Origin of the sequence: Pseudomonas sp. BNK-45 (assembly GCF_047456255.1) — a bacterium.
Lineage (GTDB): Bacteria > Pseudomonadota > Gammaproteobacteria > Pseudomonadales > Pseudomonadaceae > Aquipseudomonas.
On record NZ_CP179909.1, the window covers coordinates 6149797 to 6170136 of the forward strand.

The following is a 20340-nucleotide window of genomic DNA, read 5'->3' on the forward strand; positions in this document are numbered from 1 at the left end:
CGACATTAATGAGCCAGGGGAAACAGCGTCAATTCGTCCGAGGCGGATCTGTGCGTTTATCGAACAGCTTAAGCAAACAGCTGGGCGCTCAGATCGCGGCTGGCGCTCAGCAGGCCGGGCAAAAAGCGCTGTTCCAACTCGGCGCGGCTGACCCGGCCGGCGTGGGTGCTGACGTTCAATGCCGCCAGCACCTGGCCCGAGGCGTCGTACACCGGCACGGCGATCGAGCGCAGCCCCTGCTCCAGCTCCTGGTCGACAATGCACCAGCCTTGCCGACGCACCTGTTGCAGGCATTCCAGCAGGGCTTCCGGTGTATGCAGGGTGCGACTGGTCTTGGCCTGCAGGTCGGCGTGCTCCAGGTACTCATGCAACGAAGAGTCGTCCAGGGCCGCCAGCAGGATGCGCCCCATGGACGTGCAATAGGCCGGCAGGCGCCCGCCGACCGAAAGGTCCACGGAAATCAGGCGCTGGGTGGTGGCGGAACGGGCGATGTAGAGAATGTCGTCGCCTTCCAGGGTGGCCATGTTGCAAGCCTCGTGGAGCTGCTCGCTCATGCGGTCCAGATAGGGCTGAGCGGAAACCGCCAGGGGCGTCGACGACAGGTAGGCATGGCCCAGGGTCAGCACCTTGGGCAGCAGCGAATAGGTGCGCCCATCGGTGGTGGCGTAGCCCAGCTTGATCAGGGTGTGCAGGCAACGACGCACCGCGGCCCGGGGAATTTCCGTGCGGTGGCTGATCTGGGCGATGGTCAGGTGGCGCTTGCGCTCCTGAAACGCCTGCACCACTGCCAGGCCACGAGCCAGGGAAGTCATGAAATCCGGGTCACCGGTCAACGCCTGAATCCTCTTCGCCGCCGAAGCCACGATCGGCGGCGCCACCGAGGTAAAGGAATTACGCATCTGATCGTTCATTTCAGGTTCCCTGCGACAAAATTCGGCCGTATTACAAGCCGTATTGGAGAGACAGCACAAGCTGCCACCGGCAACATCGGGCGATTATCGAACCGGCGACCGATAATCGCAATCCGCCGCGCTTGAGGCCGCCACCCTATTCAGCACTCTTTTATTGCAAAAACTCATAGTAATAATCGCCAGCCGAAGCTGGCGCTGCGCGCTGTTTTTTCCATTCGCCACTTGTATAAAGAGCAGCGACACCCCATCTAGACTTCCATTGGTGGAGTACGAAAACAGGAAGCATCGTGTAGGAAGTGTTTCGAACTTCCGTGTCACAAAACACTCACAATAAAGTTGGCTATTTTAAACTTGTCGCCCATAGAGTTATTCTTCGCCGCGGCTATACTGCACGAGCGAGGAACACGGAGTGAGTCCCGCTCCCGCCTCGCCCAGGTGACGCCAGGCTGTAATCGATCACCTGCCGCAAGCGCTTGACCTCAAAGCAGATTCGGCCAATCCGCTTGCAACAAACAACACTGTTGCTACGACAGTTGTCTTCATCCGGTGACGTGGCCGCATGCAACAAAAGGCACGCTGGAACGGATCACGAATCGGCAGCCCCAGAAGCCCGATTCGGATTGTTATAGTCGCCCACAGGCAATGCGTTACGCCGGAATGGACCTTTACTCAATTAGGTAACACTGTGACGAAAGACGAACTGCGCGCGGAACTTGAGCGCCAGGAACAACGTTACAAGGAAGTTTACGGCGGCGAGATCACCCGCTATGCCGCCCAGCCCGAACCGGAACGCAAACCTTGGCGCAAACGCGCAACTATTCGCGATCAGGCTTTCACTCAAGAACTGCAAAAGATGGAAAAAGAGCTCAAGGCCGAACAGCCATAATCTGGCGGCCTGACTTCATAGGGCTTGCTCGCTGGTCCGCACGATGATCTCGGCGGCCTGGCAGACTATTGATGCTCGCCACCCCGGGCCCTTCGCCACCTTGTCCCATCCGGACGAGAATCGGCACCCGGCAGGCCCTTTCGCTGAAATTTCATACGATCGTTTTAACCTTTGCTTCACGCCGGTCGAGCCCGCACTCATGGCGCTCAAACCCAATAAACTCAATGGGTTGCCAGGCTCGACGAGAATCGACAAAAACTCTGCTCTGGGTCAGTTTTTTCGTTGAAGAATGTTACCGGTGAGCACCTTGTGCATTGATTACCAGGGTTTTCTGGCATAATCGCGCCCCCTTATGACCGGGTCAGAAAACCTTCATGATCGATTTATTCAGCGGACTGGATGCTTGGGTGCTTGTGAGCCTCTTGCTCGCCCTGGCTTTTGTCCTCGCCTACGAGTTCATCAACGGCTTTCATGACACCGCTAATGCGGTTGCCACTGTTATCTACACCAAAGCCATGCCGCCGCACCTGGCCGTATTCTTTTCCGGTGTATTCAATTTTCTCGGTGTGCTGCTGGGCGGGGTCGGCGTGGCCTATGCCATCGTCCACCTGCTGCCGGTGGAACTGCTGATCAATGTCAACACCGGCCACGGTCTGGCCATGGTCTTCTCGCTGCTGGCGGCGGCCATCGCCTGGAACCTGGGCACCTGGTATTTCGGCATCCCGGCCTCCAGCTCCCACACCCTGATCGGCTCGATCCTCGGTGTCGGCCTGGCCAATGCCCTGCTCAACGACATCCCGCTGGGAGATGGCGTGAACTGGCAGAAAGCGATCGATATCGGCGCTTCCCTGGTGTTCTCGCCGATGGCCGGCTTCCTGATTGCCGCGCTGGTGCTGATCGGCCTGAAATGGTGGCGGCCGATCTCCAAGATGCACAAGACCCCGGAACAGCGCCGCAAGGTCGATGACAAGAAGCACCCACCGTTCTGGAACCGTCTGGTGCTGGTGATCTCGGCCATGGCCGTGAGCTTCGTCCACGGTTCCAACGACGGTCAGAAAGGCATTGGCCTGATCATGCTGGTGCTGATCGGTATCGTCCCCGCGCAGTTCGTGCTGGACCTCAACAGCACCACCTACCAGATCGAGCGGACCCGCGACGCAACCCTGCACCTGAGCCAGTTCTATGAGCGCAACCACGACTCCCTGGGCGAATTCCTGGCCCTGGGCAAGAGCGTGAAAGACGACCTGCCGGGCAAGTTCCGCTGCAATCCGCAACAAACCGAGCCGACCATCAGCGCCCTGCTGAGCAGCCTCAAGGGTGTCGCCGATTACCACTCGCTGTCGCCGGAGAGCCGCATCGAGGTGCGTCGCTACCTGCTGTGCCTGGACGACACGGCGAAGAAAGTGGGCAAACTGCCGGACCTGGCAGCCCGTGAAAAGGCTGACCTGGACAAGCTGCGCAAGGACCTGACCGCCACCACCGAGTACGCGCCGTTCTGGGTAATCCTGGCGGTGGCCCTGGCACTGGGCCTGGGCACCATGATCGGCTGGAAGCGCGTGGTACTGACCATTGGCGAGAAGATCGGCAAACAGGGCATGACCTACGCTCAGGGCATGTCGGCACAGATCACCGCCGCGGGCCTGATCGGCCTGGCGAATATCTTCAGCCTGCCGGTGTCCACCACCCACGTACTCTCCTCCGGCGTGGCCGGGACCATGGTCGCCAACAAGAGCGGCCTGCAGAGCGGCACGGTGAAGACCATCCTGCTGGCCTGGGTCCTGACCCTGCCGGCCACGGTGGCCCTGTCGGCCGGCCTGTTCTGGGCGGCGTCGAAGGTCCTGGGCACCTGATCCACCCGCCCGGGAATAAAAAAGGTGCGCCCCCAGGGACGCACCTTTTTTATGCCGCACGCTTTTCTGCGGGCAAAAAAAAGGGCAACCGAAGTTGCCCAAAATGCCTTGCGTGCTCGTTGCTCTGGAGAGACTTAAGGTTTTTTACGCTTATTCGCGTCTTTCCAGATGAAGAATCCAAACCCTGCGAAAAACAGAACCATGAGGCCGACAGTCAGCACTCCGGCGATCACCACATTGTCGAAAAACATGACTGGCCTCCTGCTCTTGCCCTGTTGCGATGGGGCTAAGTTAACCAAAGAGGCGGCGGGGAAAATTGACCGGGGTCAATGTCGCCCATGAGTGGGCGCAAGGAAGGGGGAATAACTGACCTGTATCAACAAAAAAGCGCCCTGTTCAGCGCTTTTTCGGTTTGTTTTTCGGTTTTTTCTTGGCTTTGCCCAGCGGCATGGCCTGCTCGAATGCCTGGCGCACTTCGTTCAGGCGCTTTTCATTGAGGTCATGTACGCGCTTGGCGCGCTCGGCGGTCAGGTCGATCAGTTTGTCGTCTTGATTCATGGCTTGGCTTGCATCACTCGAAGTCAATATCGACCGCACGGTCTGGAACCCGGGGCGGCCTTGGCGAATGTGCCAATAATGCGACGCGGCGCCGCACCTGACCAGTGATCAGACCAACGCGAATGCAATAAAGTCGCTGCCGGAGAGATTTTTTATCCGCACAATGGCCGCCCCCCCACCCATAGGAAAGCGGATGTGCAAACGCCCCAGCACCTGCCCCCCCTACTGGCCCTGCGCGCCTTCGAGGCCGTGGCCCGCCACCTGAGTTTCAGCAAGGCGGCCCGTGAGCTGTGTGTCAGCCAGAGCGCGATCAGCCATCAAGTGCACAAGCTCGAACAGCACCTGGGCCAGCCACTGTTTGTGCGGCGCACCCGCGCCATCGACCTGACCGCCGCTGGCGCCGCCTATTACCAGCAGATCCGGCCGGCCCTGGAGCAGATCGCCGCAGCCACCCGGGCACTGCTGGCCGCGGAGCCGCCGCGGGTGCTGCGCGTTGGCCTGCTGGCGTCCTTCGCCACCTTGTGGCTGGCCCCGCGCCTGGCGGACTTCAGCCGCCGTCACCCAAAGATCCAGCTGGAGCTGCAACCGGCAATCGACCTGGCGGATGTGGCCGGGGCCGAGGTCGACCTGGCCATTCGCTACGGCAAGGGCAACTGGCCCAAGGTCGAGGCCAGGCGCTTTCTCGCCGAACAGCTGTCGCCGGTGTGCAGCCCGGAGTTCAAGGCCCGCGCCCTGGCCAATGGCACCTTGCTGATGGCCCGCGCCCACCGGCCCTTTGAGTGGGACGACTGGAGCAGGCAGAACAGCATCGACCTCGGCTCCCACCCCAGCGTCATGCTCCACGACTACAACATCGTGGTGGAAGCGGCAGTGGCCGGCCAAGGCATCGCCATGGGCCGCCGTCAGCTGATCCGCCGGCACCTCGCCCAAGGTAGCCTGGTGGATGCCTTCGACCTGCCCTCCCTGCACAGCCCTCACATCGGCTACTGGCTGGTGACCGCCAAAGGCGCGGCCAATCCGTCGGCCGAGTGTTTTGCACACTGGTTAATGGAGCAAGGGTTGATGGAACAGGGCCGCGACACATGAGAAATTCAGATACGTCGGATTAGATCTATCCGTTTGTCGCCCCGGGAGCGAACACCGATGCTGCAAGCCTTTCATTCGAGGACTTGCCATGGGTGACTCTCTGCAACAACGCGTGCAACAACTGGGTCTTGAGCTGCCGCGTCCCGGCCAGCCGATCGCCAACTACGTCAATCATGTCAGCAGTCAGAACCTGCTGTTCATCTCCGGGCAGACGCCGTCGGCCGAGGAGCATCCGCAATTGCTTGGCCGGCTCGGTGACAACCTCAGCGTCGAGCAAGGCGCCCAGGCCGCGGAACTGGCGGCCCTGGCCCTGCTGGCGCAACTGGCGGCCGCCCTGGGTGACGACCTGTCACGGCTGCAACGCATCAGTCGGCTGGGGGTGTTCATCGCCGCCAGCGCCGACTTCAAGCAGCATGGCCAGGTCGCCAACGGGGCCTCCAACCTGCTGGTCAATGCCTTGGGCGACAAGGGCCGGCATGCCCGCACCTCGGTGGGCGTCGCCAGCCTGCCCGTCGGTGTCGCGGTGGAGGTCGACGGGATTTTCGAGCTCAAGCCGTGAAGCCCCTGGACCTGGAGCAGATCTCCCGGTTGCGGGCCGCCACGCCGGGGTGTGCCCGAGTCTGCCATTTCAATCATGCCGGGGCTTCATTGCCCAGCCAGGGCACCCTGGACGCCATGCTGGAGCAACTGCAACGCGAAGCGCACAACGGGCCGATGGAAGCCGCCCGCCATGGCGCGCAGTGGCAGGAACAAGCGCGACAAGCCGCGGCCCGTGTGCTCAATACCAGCCCGCAAGCGATCGCCTTTGCCAGCAGTGGCTCGGCGGCCTGGAGCATGGCTTTCCACGCCCTGCCCGCCTGGCAACCGGGAGACCGGATCCTCGTGGGGCGCCAGGAATGGGCCGGCAACCTGGCCTGCATGGCCCCGGCCGTGGCGGCCGGCGCGCGGTTGGAGGTGATTCCCTGCGACAGCCAGGGCGCGGTTTCAGTCGAGGCGCTGCAATCCATGCTCGACACCCGGGTGCGGCTGATCGCCCTGACCTGGCTGCCGGCCAACGGCGGGCTGATCAACCCGGCAGCGGCCATCGGCCAGCTGGCGCGCCAGTGGCGCATCCCCTATTTCATCGACGCCGCCCAGGCTGTGGGCCAGTTGCGGTGTGACGTGCAGGCGCTGGGCTGCGATGTGCTCAAGGCCGCCGGACGCAAATACCTGCGCGGCCCTCGGGGCACGGCCCTGCTCTATGTACGGCCAGGCTTCCTCGAACAGCTCAGCCCGCTGCCACGGGACGTCTTGTCGGCCCCCTGGGACGGCCAGGGCTTCGCCCTGCGCAACGATGCCCGACGCTTTGAAACCAGTGAAGTGTCGCTGGTGCTGCTGGCCGGTCTGGCCAATGCCCTGCAGGAGCTGGAGCGCATCGGCATCGATGCCATCGCCCAGCGGATCCGCATGCTGAGCGACCGCGTACGCCGGGGGCTGGAGCGTTTGCCCGGCGTGCAACTCCGAGACCTGGGCCAACCGGGGCAGCAATCGGCCTTGATCGCCTTCACCCTCGAAGGCTGGGACGGGCAGACGCTGAAGGAAGAACTGGCGCGCCGCGACATCAACATTGGCGCCAATGGCATGCACTACACACCGCTGGACATGCAGGCCCGGGGCCTCGGTGACATTGCCCGGATCGCGGTGAGTTATTTCAATACAGAAGAGGAAATCGAGCGCCTGTTGCAGGCCCTCGCGGAACTGGCGCGCGCCCATCGGCCCTAGACTTCGACATCCACCCACAGGCCCTGGCGCGGGGCGTCGTCAATCAGCGGCACCACCGGCACGGTGTTGTCGGCGTTCAACTCGTCGCCGGGCACGGCCAGGTGCTGCTCGGGATCATCATCGGCCTCACGCTTGCGCCGCTGTTTTTCCTGCTGGCGCTGCTGCTCTTCGCGCAGCAGCAGAGCCGACTGCTCGGGATCGCGCTTTTGCAGATCGATGGTGCTTTCATTGGAGCTTTGCTGCACCGGCACCACCGGCGGGATGTCCGGACGCTGGCGGACCGGATCCTGCTGGGATGTGATGGGCACGGCACTCAAGGGGAGCATCGGTGGCAGCATGTTATGGGTCTCCTGTCAGCAGGCTGTCGGCTGCGGCATGGGCGACTTGAGCCATCGGTCGCAAAACTGTGACCCAGTCGTCAGCCGATAGTGCCCTGCCAACCGACGAATGCACGCCGTACGCTACCTTTTAATCCAGGGGTTTTTATCAGAGTTCTTTGGACTGGAAGCATCGTTCCGTTAAGATAGTCGGCTTTTTCAAAGCGGGAGTCAGGCAGCATGGCGCAGCAGTATCAACCGGGGCAACGCTGGATTAGTGACAGCGAAGCCGAGCTGGGTTTAGGCACCGTTCTGGCACAGGACGGTCGCTTGCTGACCGTGCTCTATCCGGCCACTGGCGACACCCGCCAGTATGCGCTACGGAATGCGCCCCTCACTCGCGTGAGGTTCTCTCCGGGTGACAGCATCACCCATTTCGAAGGCTGGAAAATGACCGTTCAGGAAGTCGACGACGTCGATGGCCTGCTGGTCTACCACGGTCTCAACGGGCAGAACGAAGCCGTCACCCTGCCGGAAACCCAACTGTCGAACTTCATCCAGTTCCGTCTGGCCAGCGACCGTCTGTTCGCCGGGCAGATCGACCCGCTGGCCTGGTTCTCCCTGCGCTACCACACCCTGGAACACACCAGCCGCCAGCTGCAATCCTCGCTCTGGGGCCTGGGTGGCGTGCGTGCCCAACCCATCGCTCACCAGTTGCACATTGCCCGTGAAGTGGCCGACCGCATCGCGCCGCGGGTCCTGCTGGCAGACGAAGTGGGCCTGGGCAAGACCATCGAAGCCGGCCTGGTGATCCATCGCCAGCTACTCTCGGGCCGTGCCAGCCGGGTGCTGATCCTGGTTCCGGAAAACCTCCAGCACCAGTGGCTGGTGGAAATGCGCCGCCGTTTCAACCTGCAAGTGGCGCTGTTCGATGAAGAGCGCTTTATCGAAAGCGACGCCAGCAACCCGTTCGAGGACACCCAACTGGCCCTGGTGGCCCTGGAGTGGCTGGTGGACGACGAGAAGGCCCAGGACGCGCTGTTCGCCGCCGGCTGGGACCTGATGGTGGTGGACGAAGCCCACCACCTGGTGTGGCACGAAGACCAGATCAGCCCGGAATACGCCCTGGTTGAACAGCTGGCCGAAACCATCCCCGGCGTGCTGCTGCTGACCGCGACCCCGGAGCAACTGGGCCAGGACAGCCACTTCGCCCGTTTGCGCCTGCTGGACCCGAACCGTTTCCACGACCTCGCGGCCTTCCGTGCCGAGAGCGAAAACTACCGCCCGGTGGCCGAAGCCGTGCAAGAGCTGCTGGACAAGGGCCGCCTGTCCGCCGAAGCGCACCAGACCATCCACGGCTTCCTCGGCAACGAAGGCGAAGCCCTGCTGGCCGCGGTCAACGACGGCGACAGCGAAGCCAGTGCGCGCCTGGTGCGCGAACTGCTGGACCGCCACGGCACCGGCCGCGTGCTGTTCCGCAACACCCGCGCCGCGGTGCAGGGGTTCCCGGAGCGCAAGCTGCATGCCTACCCGCTGCCATGCCCGGACGAATACCTGGAACTGCCCCTGGGCGAACACGCCGAGCTGTACCCGGAAGTCAGCTTCCAGGCGCAGCCCGAGGCCGGCGACGAAGAACAGCGCTGGTGGAAATTCGACCCGCGGGTCGAGTGGCTGATCGACCAACTGAAGATGCTCAAACGCACCAAGGTCCTGGTGATCTGCGCCCACGCCGAAACCGCCATGGACCTGGAAGACGCCCTGCGCGTGCGTTCCGGCATCCCGGCCACGGTGTTCCATGAAGGCATGAACATCCTCGAGCGCGACCGCGCGGCGGCCTACTTCGCCGACGAAGAGTTCGGCGCCCAAGTGCTGATCTGCTCGGAAATCGGCAGTGAAGGCCGCAACTTCCAGTTCGCCCACCACCTGGTGCTGTTCGATCTGCCGTCGCACCCGGACCTGCTGGAGCAGCGGATCGGCCGCCTGGACCGGATCGGCCAGAAACACGTGATCGAACTGCACGTGCCGTACCTGGAAACCAGCCCGCAAGAGCGGCTGTTCCAGTGGTACCACGAAGCCCTGAACGCCTTCCTCAACACCTGCCCGACCGGCAACGCCCTGCAGCATCAGTTCGGCCCACGCCTGCTGCCGCTGCTGGAAAACGCCGACGATGGCGAGTGGCAAGCGCTGATCGACGAAGCCCGCAGCGAACGCGAACGCCTGGAAGCCGAGCTGCACACCGGCCGCGACCGCCTGCTGGAGCTCAACTCCGGCGGTGCCGGCGAAGGCGAAGCGCTGGTGGAGGCGATTCTTGAACAGGACGACCAGTTCGCCTTGCCGATCTACATGGAAACCCTGTTCGACGCCTTCGGTATCGACAGCGAAGACCACTCGGAAAACGCCCTGATCCTCAAGCCCAGCGAGAAGATGCTCGACGCCAGCTTCCCCCTGGGCGACGACGAAGGCGTGACCATCACTTACGACCGCAACCAGGCGCTGTCCCGCGAGGACATGCAGTTCATCACCTGGGAACACCCGATGGTGCAAGGCGGCATGGACCTGGTGCTGTCCGGCTCCATGGGCAACACCGCTGTGGCGCTGATCAAGAACAAGGCGCTCAAACCCGGCACCGTGCTGCTTGAGCTGCTGTACGTCAGTGAAGTGGTCGCTCCACGCTCGTTGCAACTGGGTCGCTACCTGCCGCCGGCCGCCCTGCGCTGCCTGCTGGATGCCAACGGCAACGACCTGTCGCCACGGGTGGCTTTCGAAACCCTCAACGACCAGTTGGAAAGCGTGCCCAAGGCCAGCGCCAACAAGTTCATCCAGGCCCAGCGCGACCAGCTGGCGCCGAAGATCAACGCCGGTGAGGCCAAGGTCGCGCCACGCCACGCCGAGCGTGTGGCTGAAGCGAAACGTCGCCTGGCAGCCGATACCGATGAAGAACTGGCGCGCCTGACCGCCTTGCAAGCGGTCAACCCGACGGTGCGTGACAGCGAGCTGGTCGCCCTGCGCAAGCAACGGGAACAGGGCCTGGCGATGCTGGATAAAGCCGCCCTGCGCCTGGAAGCGATCCGGGTGCTGGTGGCGGGCTGATTGCCTGGTTCCATCCGCTGAACAAAAGGCCCGCATCATGCGGGCCTTTTTTTTGCCTGCCCGCTCCTGCAGATGGGGCGGCACCCAGGCTCAGACCGCCAGCGCCGGCGCCCCGGGCGCGGCCAGCGCCAAGCCGTCCTTCATGCGCTGGGAGTCGCCGACAAAGCAGCGGGCGGCCTGAAACAGAAACAGCAGGGTCAGGAACAGCGCCACCGGAATCAGGTACATGGCGTCGTGCAGGCCGATGGCCTTGAACTCCTCGGTCATCAGCTGCGCGCCGGCGGCGTACATCGCCGAGTGGGCGAAATGGTCCGACAGCGCACCGACCACCACCGGCCCCAGGCCACCACCGAGCAAGTACAGGCCGGCGAAGAACAGGGCCATGGCGGTGGCCCGCAAGCGCGGCTCGACCACATCCTGCAGGGCGGTGTAGACGCAGGTGTAGAAGTTGTAGGCAAACAGCCAGCCGACACTGAAGACCGCGACAAACACCCCGATCTCGACTCGCCCGGCATGCAGCGCCCAGCCGGTGGCCAGGGTCGAAATGATCAGGCTGCAGGCGGCGAACAGCAGGCGACCGTTGGCGATCCGCTGATGGATCTTGTCGGCGAACCAGCCGCCCAGGGTCAGCCCCACCAACCCGGTGACACCGACGATCAGCCCGGTGGCCATCGCCGCCTCCTGCAAGGGCATGAGGAAGTAACGCTGGAGCATCGGCACCAGGAACGAGTTGCAGGCGTAGGTGGCGAAGTTGAAGGTCAGCCCGGCCAGGGTCAGCCAGAGAAAGGTCGGTATCGCCAGCACCCGGCGGATCGGTCGGTCGATAGGCACTTGCGCCACCTTCACCGTTTCCGCAGCGCCGCGCTTGGGCTCCTTGATGAAGAACATGAACACCGCCAGCACCAGCCCCGGCACCGCGGCAATGAAGAACGGCGCCCGCCAGCTGTCGAAGGCCTTGACCATGGCGCCGATGGTGAAGAATGCCAGCACCAGCCCCAGGGGCAGGCCAAGCATGAAGATGCCCATGGCCCGGGCCCGACGATGGGCCGGAAACAGGTCGCCAATCAGCGAGTTGGCCGCCGGCGCATAGCTGGCTTCGCCGATGCCGACCCCCATGCGCACCAGCAAGAAGCTCCAGAAACTGCCGACCATGCCGTTCACTGCGGTCAGCCCGCTCCACACCGCCAGCCCCCAGCCCATCAGCTTGCTGCGCGAGCCGGTATCGGCCAGGCGCCCCAGGGGCAGGCCGGCGATGGCGTAGACGATGGTGAAGGCGGTGCCGATGATCCCCAGCTGAAAATCGCTCAAGTGCCATTCCATGCGGATCGGCTCGATGATGATGGCGGGGATGGTGCGATCGAAGAAGTTGAACAGGTTTGCCAAAAACAACAGGAACAGAATGCGCCAGGCATTTGCCGCTTGAGTCGAGTTATCCATGGGTCGATCTCTTTATTGTTATTCGGCCAGACGCAGACGAGCCTGGAAGCTGCAATCTAGTCAGGCCCGGTGCCGCTGTCTGTGATTATTCGCCAGCCTGATATCGACCCATCGCAGCCCGGCGTCCGGGCCCGGCCTCAAGGCGCCGACCCCGGCATCGGCCAATCCGCCACAGCCCCCGCTACCCGGGCGTTTCCCAGTCTTTTCAAGGGCTTGGCCGAGGTTGAAAAAATACCTCGCGCCCCCCCTTCCCATGGCCAATGGGAAGCCTAGAATAGCCGCCTGCCTGCCCCCTTTACCCTTCCCTTTCCCTTTGAATACGCCCATGTCCGAAGCCAGTCCGTGTCTGAATTGCGGTGCCTGCTGTTCATACTTTCGTGTGTCTTTTTTCTGGGGCGAATGCGCCTCATCCGGTGGTACGGTCCCCGACGATCTGGTGCAGAGCATCAATCCCACGCGGGTGGCCATGCTCGGCACCGACTGCAAGTCGCCGCGCTGCATCGCCCTTGAAGGCGAGGTCGGCCAGCGCGTGAGCTGCTCGATTTATGAACAACGCTCCAGCCCGTGCCGGGAGTTCGAAGCGTCCTGGGCCGACGGCCAGCACAACAGCGATTGCGACGCCGCCCGCGCGGCCTTCGGCCTCGCGCCACTGGACCCCATCGACCACGAACCCTGGTTCGAGAAAAGCGCTTAGCACCATTGGCGATAGCGCCCATAAGCAAATCATTGGCACCAAAATGCCACCTCCCATTGCAGCCAGCGGGTGCCTTCTATACTCCAAGCACTCGTTGGCGCGCGGCTCCGCCGACATCCTATGACTCAGAGATGGGCATGCTATGGACTGGCTGGGTCTGCATTTCATCAGCGAGCTTCCTGACAGTGGGCAGGTGGTCCTGCACGGCACTCACAACCCGGTCCTGGTGCTGCTGGCCTACCTGGTAGCCTGTGCCGCCAGCTTCGCGACCCTGGACATGGCCGAGCGCATCAGTCACGTGGAGCAACCGTCCAGCCAACGCCTGTGGCGCTGTGTCGGCGCCTGCTGCCTGGCCGGGGGTATCTGGACCATGCACTTCATCGCCATGCTGGCGTTCGAAGCACCGCTGAAGATCCACTACGCCCTGCCACCGACCCTGCTGTCCCTGCTCATCGCCCTGATTGCCGCCTGGCTGGCGATGAACACCTTGAGCCACAAGCAATTGCCGTTGTGGCGCTGCGTCATTGCCGCGATATGGATCGGCCTGGGCATCAGCGGCATGCACTACGTCGGCGTCTCGGCCATGCGCTCCAGCGCCGGCCTGTATTACCAGCCGCTGCTCATGGGTCTGTCGCTGCTGCTGGCGATCGCTTGCAGCCTGGCGGCGCTGCTGCTGTCCCGACACCTGCGCGATGGCAGCGGGATGTTCCATCAACTGCTCAAGTACGCCAGCAGCCTGTTGCTGGGCGGCGGCATCGTGCTGATGCACTTCACCGGCATGTGGTCCATGACCCTGGTCTTGCCCGCCGGCAGCGCGGTCGTCCCGGCCATTCCCAACGAGCACCTGCAACTGGGCCTGACCCTCAGCGTGATCATCCTGCTGATCATCGGCAGCGGCCTCAGCGCAGCCCTGGCGGACAAGAAACTGCAGCACAAGGAACGCGACCTGCACCGGGTCAACGCCTTGCTCTCGCAACTGGACCAGGCCCGGATGTCACTGCAGCAGGTGGCCCACTACGACGCCCTGACCAACCTGATCAACCGCCGCGGCTTCAACCAGCTGTTTGCGGAAAAGCTCATGGAGAAGACCCGCTACGGCGGCATGCTGGCGGTGATGTTCCTCGACATCGACCATTTCAAGCGCATCAACGACAGCCTGGGCCACGACGCCGGCGACGAGTTGCTCAAGGTCATCGCCGGGCATATCAAGAGCTCCACCCGCAGCCATGAAGACGTGGTGGCCCGCCTCGGCGGCGACGAGTTCTGCATTCTCATCACTCTCCACGAGCGCGATGAGGCGCGGCACATGGCCCAGCGCATCATGCACAAGATGAAGGAGCCGATCGAACTCGGCGGCCGGCGCATGGTGATGACCACCAGTATCGGCATCAGCGTCTTCCCCGATGACGGCAAGACCTGCGAGGAGCTGCTGAAAAACGCCGACCTGGCGCTGTATCAATCCAAGGACTCCGGGCGCAATACCCTGCACTTCTTCAACACCAGCCTCAAGACCCGGGCCACCCTGGAGCTGCAGCTGGAAGAGGAACTGCGCAACGCCCTGCGCGACGATCAAGGGCTGCTGCTGCACTACCAGCCGATCTACGACCTCAAGCGCGCCAGGGTCACCAAGCTCGAAGCCCTGATCCGCTGGCAACACCCGCAACACGGGCTGCTGACCCCGGATCGTTTCATCAACATCGCCGAAGCCAACGGCATGATCGCCGAACTGGACAACTGGGTACTGCGCAAGGCCTGCCAGGACCTGGGCCAGCTCTCGCAACAGGGGCGCGGCGAGCTGAAGATCGCGGTCAACTGCTCGGCCCTGAACCTGACGCGCGAGGCCCTGGCCACGGAGATCGAAAGCGCCCTGCGCGATGCCCGGGTGGCGCCGCAGCGCCTGGAGCTGGAGGTCACGGAGAACGCCCTGATGGGCAACATCGCCAGCACCCTGGCGCTGCTCCAGCAGATCCGCAGGCTGGGGGTGTCGCTGTCGATCGACGACTTCGGCACGGGCTATTCGTCCCTGGCCTACCTCAAGCGCCTGCCGCTCAACACCCTGAAGATCGATCGCTCGTTCATTCAGGACATCCCCCATTCAACCCAGGACATGGAGATCGTGCAGGCGATCATCGTCATGGCCCACACCCTGCACCTGCAGGTGGTCACCGAGGGGGTGGAAACCCTGGAGCAACAGCGCTTCCTAGAACGCTACGGCTGCGACTACCTGCAGGGCTACCTGCTCAGCCGCCCGGTGCCGCTGCAGGATCTGCACCGGGTGCTGGATGAACTGGACCAGCGCCAGGAGCGGCTCAATCCAGCCCTGTCGGATCCCGGTACAGGCGGATCAGGGTCGCCGGATCCTGCTCCAGGTAGCCCTGCGCTCCATGCAGGCGCATCAACTGTGCAGCTAATCCGCTGATCGGGGTCGCCGAGCCCTGCTCCCGGGACAATTTCACCGCGCCGTCCAGGTCCTTGAGCAGGGTCCGCACATGCCACTTCACCGGTTCGAAGCGGCTCTCGGCCATTTGCGGAGCGAGAATCTGCAAGGGTTTCGAATCGGCAAAGCCGCCGGCCAGGGCCTCGGCGATCAGCTTGGCATCCACCCCCGAACGTTCCGCCAGGGCCACCACTTCGGCAATCACCAGGGCGTTGCAGGCGACGATCATCTGGTTGCAGGCCTTGGTCACCTGACCGGCGCCCACCGCGCCCATATGGGTGACCCGCTGCCCCAGGGTCAGAAGCACCGGGCGCACCCGTTCGATGTCCGCCGCCTCGCCGCCGACCATGATCGCCAGGCTGCCGGACTCGGCGCCGGGGGTGCCGCCGGAAACCGGGGCGTCGACCCAGGTCATGCCGGTGTCGCGAGCCAGCGCCGCGGCCATGTCCCGGGTGGCGCTGGGCTCCAGGCTGGACAGGTCCAGAAGCAGTTGCCCGGCCCGGGCGCCCTGGGCAACGCCATCAACGCCAAACACCACTTCGCGCACCACGTCGGTATTGGCCAGGCACAGCAGTACCAGATCGGCGTGTTCGCACAGCTGCGCCGGTGTGGCCACTTGTCGCGCCCCGGCGGCCACCAGGGGCGCGCATTTCTGCGGATTGCGGTTCCACACCGTCAGCTCATAGCCCGCAGCCAGCAGCCGGCGGCACATGGGCAGCCCCATCAGGCCGATCCCGGCAAACCCGAGTGAAGGTAACGCTGACATCATATTGCCCCCATTTGATTAAAGATCATCGAATACTGGCCGATTCATCATGATTCAGGAAAGGATTCCCCCGAGCGACGCTCAGTAAATACCCTGACGCCTTGGGCAAAATTCGCGCTCCACGCAGCGACGAGGTCCCATTCCGTGATGGTTCGCTGACACCTCGTCTCGAGCCAACCAGACCAGGCATATGGCGCACAATGACTTCTAAAAACAATCCTGCCAACGCAGTCTCCGAGATGACGCTGACCTCCCCCACATCAAGCCACTCAGATACGAAGCCATTGTCCAGTTCACGCCCCCTGTCGACCCAGCAGTACCTGTACTTCACCGAAACCAACACCGACCGCATCCTCGACAACCTCGACGGCCTGCGCGATTCCGTGTTTCCGCGTCCACCGCACCTGGAAGACGAGCAGGAAAACCGCCGCGACCAGGAATTCCCCTCGGTGTGCCTGATCGGCCTGGGCCGCTGCGGCTCCAACATCGCCCTGGATGTGGCGGAGCTGGTGTACAACGCCCGCAAGTTCTACCTCAACGAATTCAATAACGAAGACAAGGTCTACGAAGGCGGCTACAGCCCCGCGCAGTGGATCCGCCAGAACCTGCGCCTGGGCCAGAGCAAGGCCAGCAAGCCGGTGTTCCTGGTGGAACCGCTGGTGATGCTCGGCGACCTGGACAAGGACATCGCCGGGCGCATCCGCTTCTCGCGCAAGGGCGAAAAGAGCGGCTTCATCCGCGACTACAGCAAGATGAAGATCATGGACCTCTCGGAAGTCCACGCCGGCGGCGCCGGTAACGCGCCGATCCTCGGCCAGTACCTGGCCAAGATCATCCTCAACAAGGACACCCAGCGTTTCTCCAGCCCCGACTGGAAAATGATCCACTCGTACCTGATCGATTCCTGCGGGATCAAGGCCAACCAGTCGCGCCTGTACTTCTCGATCTTCAGTGCCGGCGGCGGTACCGGTTCGGGCATGGCTTCGGAGTTCGGCCTGGCCCAGCAGTACTCGTACATGAACAAGACCTTCGACACCAAGCCGATGGACGAGCACGACAGCAAGAGCGGCCACTCCTTCGTCTTCGAGCCGATCTTCACCAGTGGCATCTGCGTGCTGCCGAACATCTCGGACCATCGCAGCGAAATGTCCGAGGCGCTGCATATCAACGCAGGCCGCCTGCTGTGCAAATACCTTTCGGAAGAGTGGGACTTCTCCTACAACTTCGACAACGAAGACAGCAGCGAAGCCAGTGTGATGGGGCGGATCCGCCCGTGGAACGCGATGATGCTGATCTCCAACGACATCATGCGTTACGCCGAAGAAAGCGATGACGGCAACATCCAGAACATCGACGTCAACGCCATGGAGAAGCACGCCAACCAGTACATCTCCCAGCAGATCTTCAACATCCTCACCGCCCAGGCGGTGACCACCGACTACGACCAGAACTACTTCCGGCGCGCCGGCATCGACATCGGCGAGACCATCCGCCTGGACGCCAACGACCTGTTCATGAGCCTGGCCGGCCCGGTGGCGATCGCCTATGCCGAATCCGTGGTGCCGGAGCAGCCGGTGCCCACCGGCGACAAGTTCAAGGTGTTCGAGAAAGAGCCGCAGCGCCTGAACATCGACGACCTGTTCTTCCGCTCCATCGACCTGCCGCACTTCAACAAGGTGACCCAGGCCATCGAGGGCATCAGCCTGCTGCCGATCGAGTCCAAGCGCTACCGCGCGGCCCTGGAGCAGTACAAGGCGTCGGGTTATGACGCGGCGGCGCTGCACGACCTGCACTTCTTCAAGAACTGCTCGTCGGTGGTGTCGATCGTCTCCCTGCCCAAGGACTACAAGCTGTCCTACATGGACCTGAACCGGCTCAAGACCCACCTCAACAGCCTGTTCCCCAACACCACCCTCAAGCGTTATGCGCTAGTGATCGGCGCTTCGGCCAACCTGTCGCTGACCACCCTGATCGCCAAGAGCCCGTGCCTGTCGGACGACTTCCTGACCCTGATCGTGGCCTTTATCAAGCGTTGCTTCGCGCGCAATCCGTACCGTTTCGACGACACCCTGGACAACTCGGTGCTGGATTTCATCGTCAGCGAGCAATTCGACGAAGACCGCATCGACGATCTGCTCAACGAATTCGAGAACCCGGCGAAGATCCTCGATACCAACTGGTACGCGATCAAGCCGATGTACGAGAAGAAGTACCGCGAGCTGATCAACGACAAGGACAAGTTCGTCTCGATCAACGACATCCGCCTGTCTCGGGATTGCGTGAAGAAGGCCATCAAGTACCTGCGGGAAATCTACCGTCACCGCATCGGCAAGACCCGGGTCATCTCCCTCAACAGCCACACGGGCAAGACCGCCTACTGACCGGGCTGCACCGACAAGCCGGCTCCTGCGCCCTGCAGGAGCCGGCTTGTCGGCGAATGGGTTATTGGCTCACACCACGAAACAATTAAGCAGCTCGTCGGATGGGCTTGAAACTGTGCCCCTTCCGTGAACGTCACCCTGGCTGAAAGCCTTGTGGGGCCTTTCTCCACGGCAAGGTGCCATCACGAAATTCACGGTTACTCGGCTACACACTTTTGTCCGACAAAACGTCGCACCAAATCGGCGCACGCCGTCAGCGCGCTGCTCTTTCCTGGGTCAGAATCCACGGCGAAACCACCACCGCCCACAGCTGCGGATCACGTTCCAACAGATCGGACGCCCGCGTCGCAGACAGCTTTTCAACCTTCCCTTCGGCCAGCCAGGCCGCGACTTTTTGCGCCTCGTTCTGCGCCACCGCCTGGGCCGCCTCGATCAGATCCAGCTCGGCGTCGACCCACAATAGGGCACCCTTGGCGAAGAACGGCTCCAGTTCCTTCCAGCTGATAGATGCGGTCTCACCAAGCAGCTTGGCATAGAGGGTGCTAGGTTCTTGAGTCATGGGACTGTCCAGAAATGAAATCGGCGCAATCATAACGTCGGTGCTCTGGCAGAAAAACCCAGAAGCAAATGCGTCACCGATCGAGAAGCTCAGAAGCGCCAGGGACTGACGCCAAACCGGGCGCAAGCCACGCCGCAAATCTGTCTTTTTCTTTCAATTAAGCGACACTCCGCGTTTTTGCCCCCAGCCGCCAGCTTTTCAAGCGAACAACCGGCGCTCTACACTGTACCGGTACAGTTGCCAGGGGCATTTCCGACGGATATTCGCGATATATCTGATTCGGTTCTGCGACCCAAGGCCGCCGGAACTATAAAAATTACAACAGTAAGAGTGGAGCACTATGAATAAGGCTACTAAGCAGATTTCCAAACTGTTTGCCGCTATGGTCCTGGCCGGTGTTGCCAGCCATTCGTTCGCAGCTGACACCATCAAGATCGGTATCGCCGGCCCCAAGACCGGCCCGGTAGCCCAATACGGCGACATGCAGTTCAGTGGCGCCAAAATGGCCATCGAACAGATCAACGCCAAGGGCGGCGTCAACGGCAAGAAGCTCGAAGCCGTTGAATACGATGACGCCTGCGACCCTAAACAAGCCGTGGCGGTGGCCAACAAAGTGGTCAACGATGGCGTCAAGTTCGTGGTCGGCCACCTGTGCTCCAGCTCCACTCAACCCGCTTCCGACATCTACGAAGACGAAGGCGTGGTGATGATCACCCCCGCCGCCACCAGCCCGGACATCACCGCCCGTGGTTACAAGATGGTGTTCCGCACCATCGGCCTGGACAGCGCCCAGGGCCCGGCCGCCGGCAACTACATCGCCGATCACGTGAAGCCCAAGATCGTCGCCGTGCTCCACGACAAGCAGCAGTACGGTGAAGGCATCGCCACCGCCGTGAAGCAGACCCTGGAGAAGAAAGGCACCAAAGTGGCCGTGTTCGAAGGCATCAACGCCGGCGACAAGGACTTCTCTTCGCTGATCGCCAAGCTCAAGCAAGCCAACGTCGACTTCGTCTACTACGGCGGCTACCACCCAGAGCTGGGCCTGATCCTGCGTCAAGCCCAGGAAAAGGGCCTGAAGGCCAAGTTCATGGGTCCGGAAGGCGTAGGTAACGACTCCATTTCGCAGATCGCCAAGGACGCTTCCGAAGGCCTGCTGGTAACCCTGCCGAAATCCTTCGACCAGGACCCGGCCAACGTCGCCCTGGCTGACGCGTTCAAGGCCAAGAAAGAAGACCCGAGCGGTCCTTTCGTATTCCCTTCCTACTCCGCCGTTGAAGTGATCGCTGGCGCCATTACCAACGCCAAGAGCGAAGACTCGGCCAAGGTGGCTGAAGCCATCCACGCCGGCACCTTCAAGACCCCCACCGGCGACCTGAGCTTCGATGCCAAGGGCGACTTGAAAGACTTCAAATTCGTGGTCTACGAGTGGCACTTCGGCAAACCTAAAACCGAAGTTTCTCCTCAGTAAGGCGCGGCCTGACTGACTGCCAATAAAGCCCACGGCTCGCCGTGGGCTTTGTTTTAAGAATGTATGGGCCTGTATTCCGTGATCCGGAATCCCGCCCACCTGAAAATCTCAAAACCGTCATCAGCGGTTCGCTGGCAAA

The 20340-nt window shown here is 62.5% G+C and carries 17 protein-coding genes; 10 read left to right on the forward strand and 7 right to left on the reverse strand.

The features are described from left to right. Nucleotides 1–68: 68 nt before the first annotated feature. Entirely contained in the window at nucleotides 69–911 is an 843-nt protein-coding gene (gene pcaR / locus ACMGG8_RS27895) for a pca regulon transcriptional regulator PcaR (RefSeq protein ID WP_060837873.1), read from the reverse strand. 685 nt (nucleotides 912–1596) lie between these two features. Here pcaR and ACMGG8_RS27900 point away from each other — a divergent pair. Next, nucleotides 1597–1797 carry a hypothetical protein gene (locus ACMGG8_RS27900; protein WP_016962562.1) on the forward strand — a complete coding sequence of 67 codons (201 nt, stop codon included), beginning with the start codon at nucleotides 1597–1599 and terminating at the stop codon, nucleotides 1795–1797. Nucleotides 1798–2171: 374 nt separating this feature from the next. After that, entirely contained in the window at nucleotides 2172–3647 is a 1476-nt protein-coding gene (locus tag ACMGG8_RS27905; protein ID WP_060837872.1) for an inorganic phosphate transporter, read from the forward strand. A gap of 134 nt (nucleotides 3648–3781) precedes the next feature. Here the strand turns inward: ACMGG8_RS27905 and ccoM are convergent, their stop codons facing one another. Together ccoM and ACMGG8_RS27915 are read right to left on the reverse strand one after the other, a co-directional pair. Then, nucleotides 3782–3898, reverse strand: coding sequence for a cytochrome c oxidase subunit CcoM (ccoM, locus tag ACMGG8_RS27910; RefSeq protein ID WP_015634423.1), 117 nt, complete (start codon nucleotides 3896–3898; stop codon nucleotides 3782–3784). Nucleotides 3899–4043: 145 nt separating this feature from the next. Then, the gene (locus tag ACMGG8_RS27915) at nucleotides 4044–4205 is read right to left on the reverse strand and encodes a hypothetical protein (protein ID WP_092320233.1); all 162 of its coding nucleotides are present in this window, start codon (nucleotides 4203–4205) and stop codon (nucleotides 4044–4046) included. Nucleotides 4206–4400: 195 nt separating this feature from the next. Here ACMGG8_RS27915 and ACMGG8_RS27920 point away from each other — a divergent pair, with 195 nt between their 5' ends. From ACMGG8_RS27920 to ACMGG8_RS27930, 3 genes are all read left to right on the forward strand, one after another. Then, the gene (locus ACMGG8_RS27920) at nucleotides 4401–5291 is read left to right on the forward strand and encodes a LysR substrate-binding domain-containing protein (protein WP_414158809.1); all 891 of its coding nucleotides are present in this window, start codon (nucleotides 4401–4403) and stop codon (nucleotides 5289–5291) included. Nucleotides 5292–5379: 88 nt separating this feature from the next. Then, complete coding sequence (locus ACMGG8_RS27925) at nucleotides 5380–5850, forward strand: RidA family protein (RefSeq protein WP_414158810.1); 471 nt, start codon at nucleotides 5380–5382, stop codon at nucleotides 5848–5850. 5 nt (nucleotides 5851–5855) lie between these two features. After that, nucleotides 5856–7052, forward strand: coding sequence for an aminotransferase class V-fold PLP-dependent enzyme (locus ACMGG8_RS27930; protein ID WP_414159987.1), 1197 nt, complete (start codon nucleotides 5856–5858; stop codon nucleotides 7050–7052). Here ACMGG8_RS27930 and ACMGG8_RS27935 read toward each other — a convergent pair. Next, nucleotides 7049–7390, reverse strand: a complete 342-nt coding sequence (locus tag ACMGG8_RS27935; protein WP_060837869.1) for a hypothetical protein — start codon at nucleotides 7388–7390, stop codon at nucleotides 7049–7051. The genes ACMGG8_RS27930 and ACMGG8_RS27935 overlap by 4 nt on opposite strands. A gap of 219 nt (nucleotides 7391–7609) precedes the next feature. On the opposite strand from ACMGG8_RS27935, the gene rapA reads away from it, so the two are divergent. Then, a complete protein-coding gene (gene rapA / locus ACMGG8_RS27940; RefSeq protein ID WP_060837868.1) occupies nucleotides 7610–10459 on the forward strand; it encodes an RNA polymerase-associated protein RapA in 2850 nt (949 codons plus the stop codon). 90 nt (nucleotides 10460–10549) lie between these two features. Here rapA and ACMGG8_RS27945 read toward each other — a convergent pair whose 3' ends face one another. Then, a complete protein-coding gene (locus tag ACMGG8_RS27945) occupies nucleotides 10550–11896 on the reverse strand; it encodes a spinster family MFS transporter (protein WP_060837867.1) in 1347 nt (448 codons plus the stop codon). Between the two features lie 325 nt (nucleotides 11897–12221). Between ACMGG8_RS27945 and ACMGG8_RS27950 the strand changes: the two genes are divergently transcribed. Then, on the forward strand, nucleotides 12222–12590 hold the full coding sequence (locus ACMGG8_RS27950) for a YkgJ family cysteine cluster protein (RefSeq protein ID WP_047302217.1): 369 nt from the start codon (nucleotides 12222–12224) through the stop codon (nucleotides 12588–12590). Nucleotides 12591–12732: 142 nt separating this feature from the next. Beyond that, a complete protein-coding gene (locus tag ACMGG8_RS27955) occupies nucleotides 12733–15009 on the forward strand; it encodes a putative bifunctional diguanylate cyclase/phosphodiesterase (RefSeq protein WP_060837865.1) in 2277 nt (758 codons plus the stop codon). On the opposite strand, the gene ACMGG8_RS27960 is transcribed toward ACMGG8_RS27955, so the two are convergent. Then, nucleotides 14900–15796, reverse strand: a complete 897-nt coding sequence (locus ACMGG8_RS27960) for an NAD(P)-dependent oxidoreductase (RefSeq protein ID WP_016967503.1) — start codon at nucleotides 15794–15796, stop codon at nucleotides 14900–14902. The genes ACMGG8_RS27955 and ACMGG8_RS27960 overlap by 110 nt on opposite strands. A 197-nt stretch (nucleotides 15797–15993) precedes the next feature. Here ACMGG8_RS27960 and ACMGG8_RS27965 point away from each other — a divergent pair, with 197 nt between their 5' ends. Then, the gene (locus tag ACMGG8_RS27965) at nucleotides 15994–18174 is read left to right on the forward strand and encodes a hypothetical protein (protein ID WP_060837863.1); all 2181 of its coding nucleotides are present in this window, start codon (nucleotides 15994–15996) and stop codon (nucleotides 18172–18174) included. 253 nt (nucleotides 18175–18427) lie between these two features. On the opposite strand, the gene ACMGG8_RS27970 is transcribed toward ACMGG8_RS27965, so the two are convergent. Further along, complete coding sequence (locus ACMGG8_RS27970; RefSeq protein WP_060841883.1) at nucleotides 18428–18733, reverse strand: DUF2288 domain-containing protein; 306 nt, start codon at nucleotides 18731–18733, stop codon at nucleotides 18428–18430. A gap of 340 nt (nucleotides 18734–19073) precedes the next feature. On the opposite strand from ACMGG8_RS27970, the gene ACMGG8_RS27975 reads away from it, so the two are divergent. Continuing rightward, complete coding sequence (locus tag ACMGG8_RS27975; protein ID WP_060842659.1) at nucleotides 19074–20201, forward strand: branched-chain amino acid ABC transporter substrate-binding protein; 1128 nt, start codon at nucleotides 19074–19076, stop codon at nucleotides 20199–20201. Nucleotides 20202–20340: the final 139 nt, after the last annotated feature.

Excerpts from the sequence above, each read along its gene's own strand:
- pcaR (WP_060837873.1), bottom strand. The coding sequence starts at position 911 with ATGAACGATCAGATGCGTAATTCCTTTACCTCGGTGGCGCCGCCGATC.
- ACMGG8_RS27905 (WP_060837872.1), top strand. The coding sequence starts at position 2,172 with ATGATCGATTTATTCAGCGGACTGGATGCTTGGGTGCTTGTGAGCCTC.
- ccoM (WP_015634423.1), bottom strand. The coding sequence starts at position 3,898 with ATGTTTTTCGACAATGTGGTGATCGCCGGAGTGCTGACTGTCGGCCTC.
- ACMGG8_RS27915 (WP_092320233.1), bottom strand. The coding sequence starts at position 4,205 with ATGAATCAAGACGACAAACTGATCGACCTGACCGCCGAGCGCGCCAAG.
- ACMGG8_RS27925 (WP_414158810.1), top strand. The coding sequence starts at position 5,380 with ATGGGTGACTCTCTGCAACAACGCGTGCAACAACTGGGTCTTGAGCTG.
- ACMGG8_RS27935 (WP_060837869.1), bottom strand. The coding sequence starts at position 7,390 with ATGCTGCCACCGATGCTCCCCTTGAGTGCCGTGCCCATCACATCCCAG.
- rapA (WP_060837868.1), top strand. The coding sequence starts at position 7,610 with ATGGCGCAGCAGTATCAACCGGGGCAACGCTGGATTAGTGACAGCGAA.
- ACMGG8_RS27945 (WP_060837867.1), bottom strand. The coding sequence starts at position 11,896 with ATGGATAACTCGACTCAAGCGGCAAATGCCTGGCGCATTCTGTTCCTG.
- ACMGG8_RS27950 (WP_047302217.1), top strand. The coding sequence starts at position 12,222 with ATGTCCGAAGCCAGTCCGTGTCTGAATTGCGGTGCCTGCTGTTCATAC.
- ACMGG8_RS27955 (WP_060837865.1), top strand. The coding sequence starts at position 12,733 with ATGGACTGGCTGGGTCTGCATTTCATCAGCGAGCTTCCTGACAGTGGG.
- ACMGG8_RS27960 (WP_016967503.1), bottom strand. The coding sequence starts at position 15,796 with ATGATGTCAGCGTTACCTTCACTCGGGTTTGCCGGGATCGGCCTGATG.
- ACMGG8_RS27965 (WP_060837863.1), top strand. The coding sequence starts at position 15,994 with ATGACTTCTAAAAACAATCCTGCCAACGCAGTCTCCGAGATGACGCTG.
- ACMGG8_RS27970 (WP_060841883.1), bottom strand. The coding sequence starts at position 18,733 with ATGACTCAAGAACCTAGCACCCTCTATGCCAAGCTGCTTGGTGAGACC.
- ACMGG8_RS27975 (WP_060842659.1), top strand. The coding sequence starts at position 19,074 with ATGAATAAGGCTACTAAGCAGATTTCCAAACTGTTTGCCGCTATGGTC.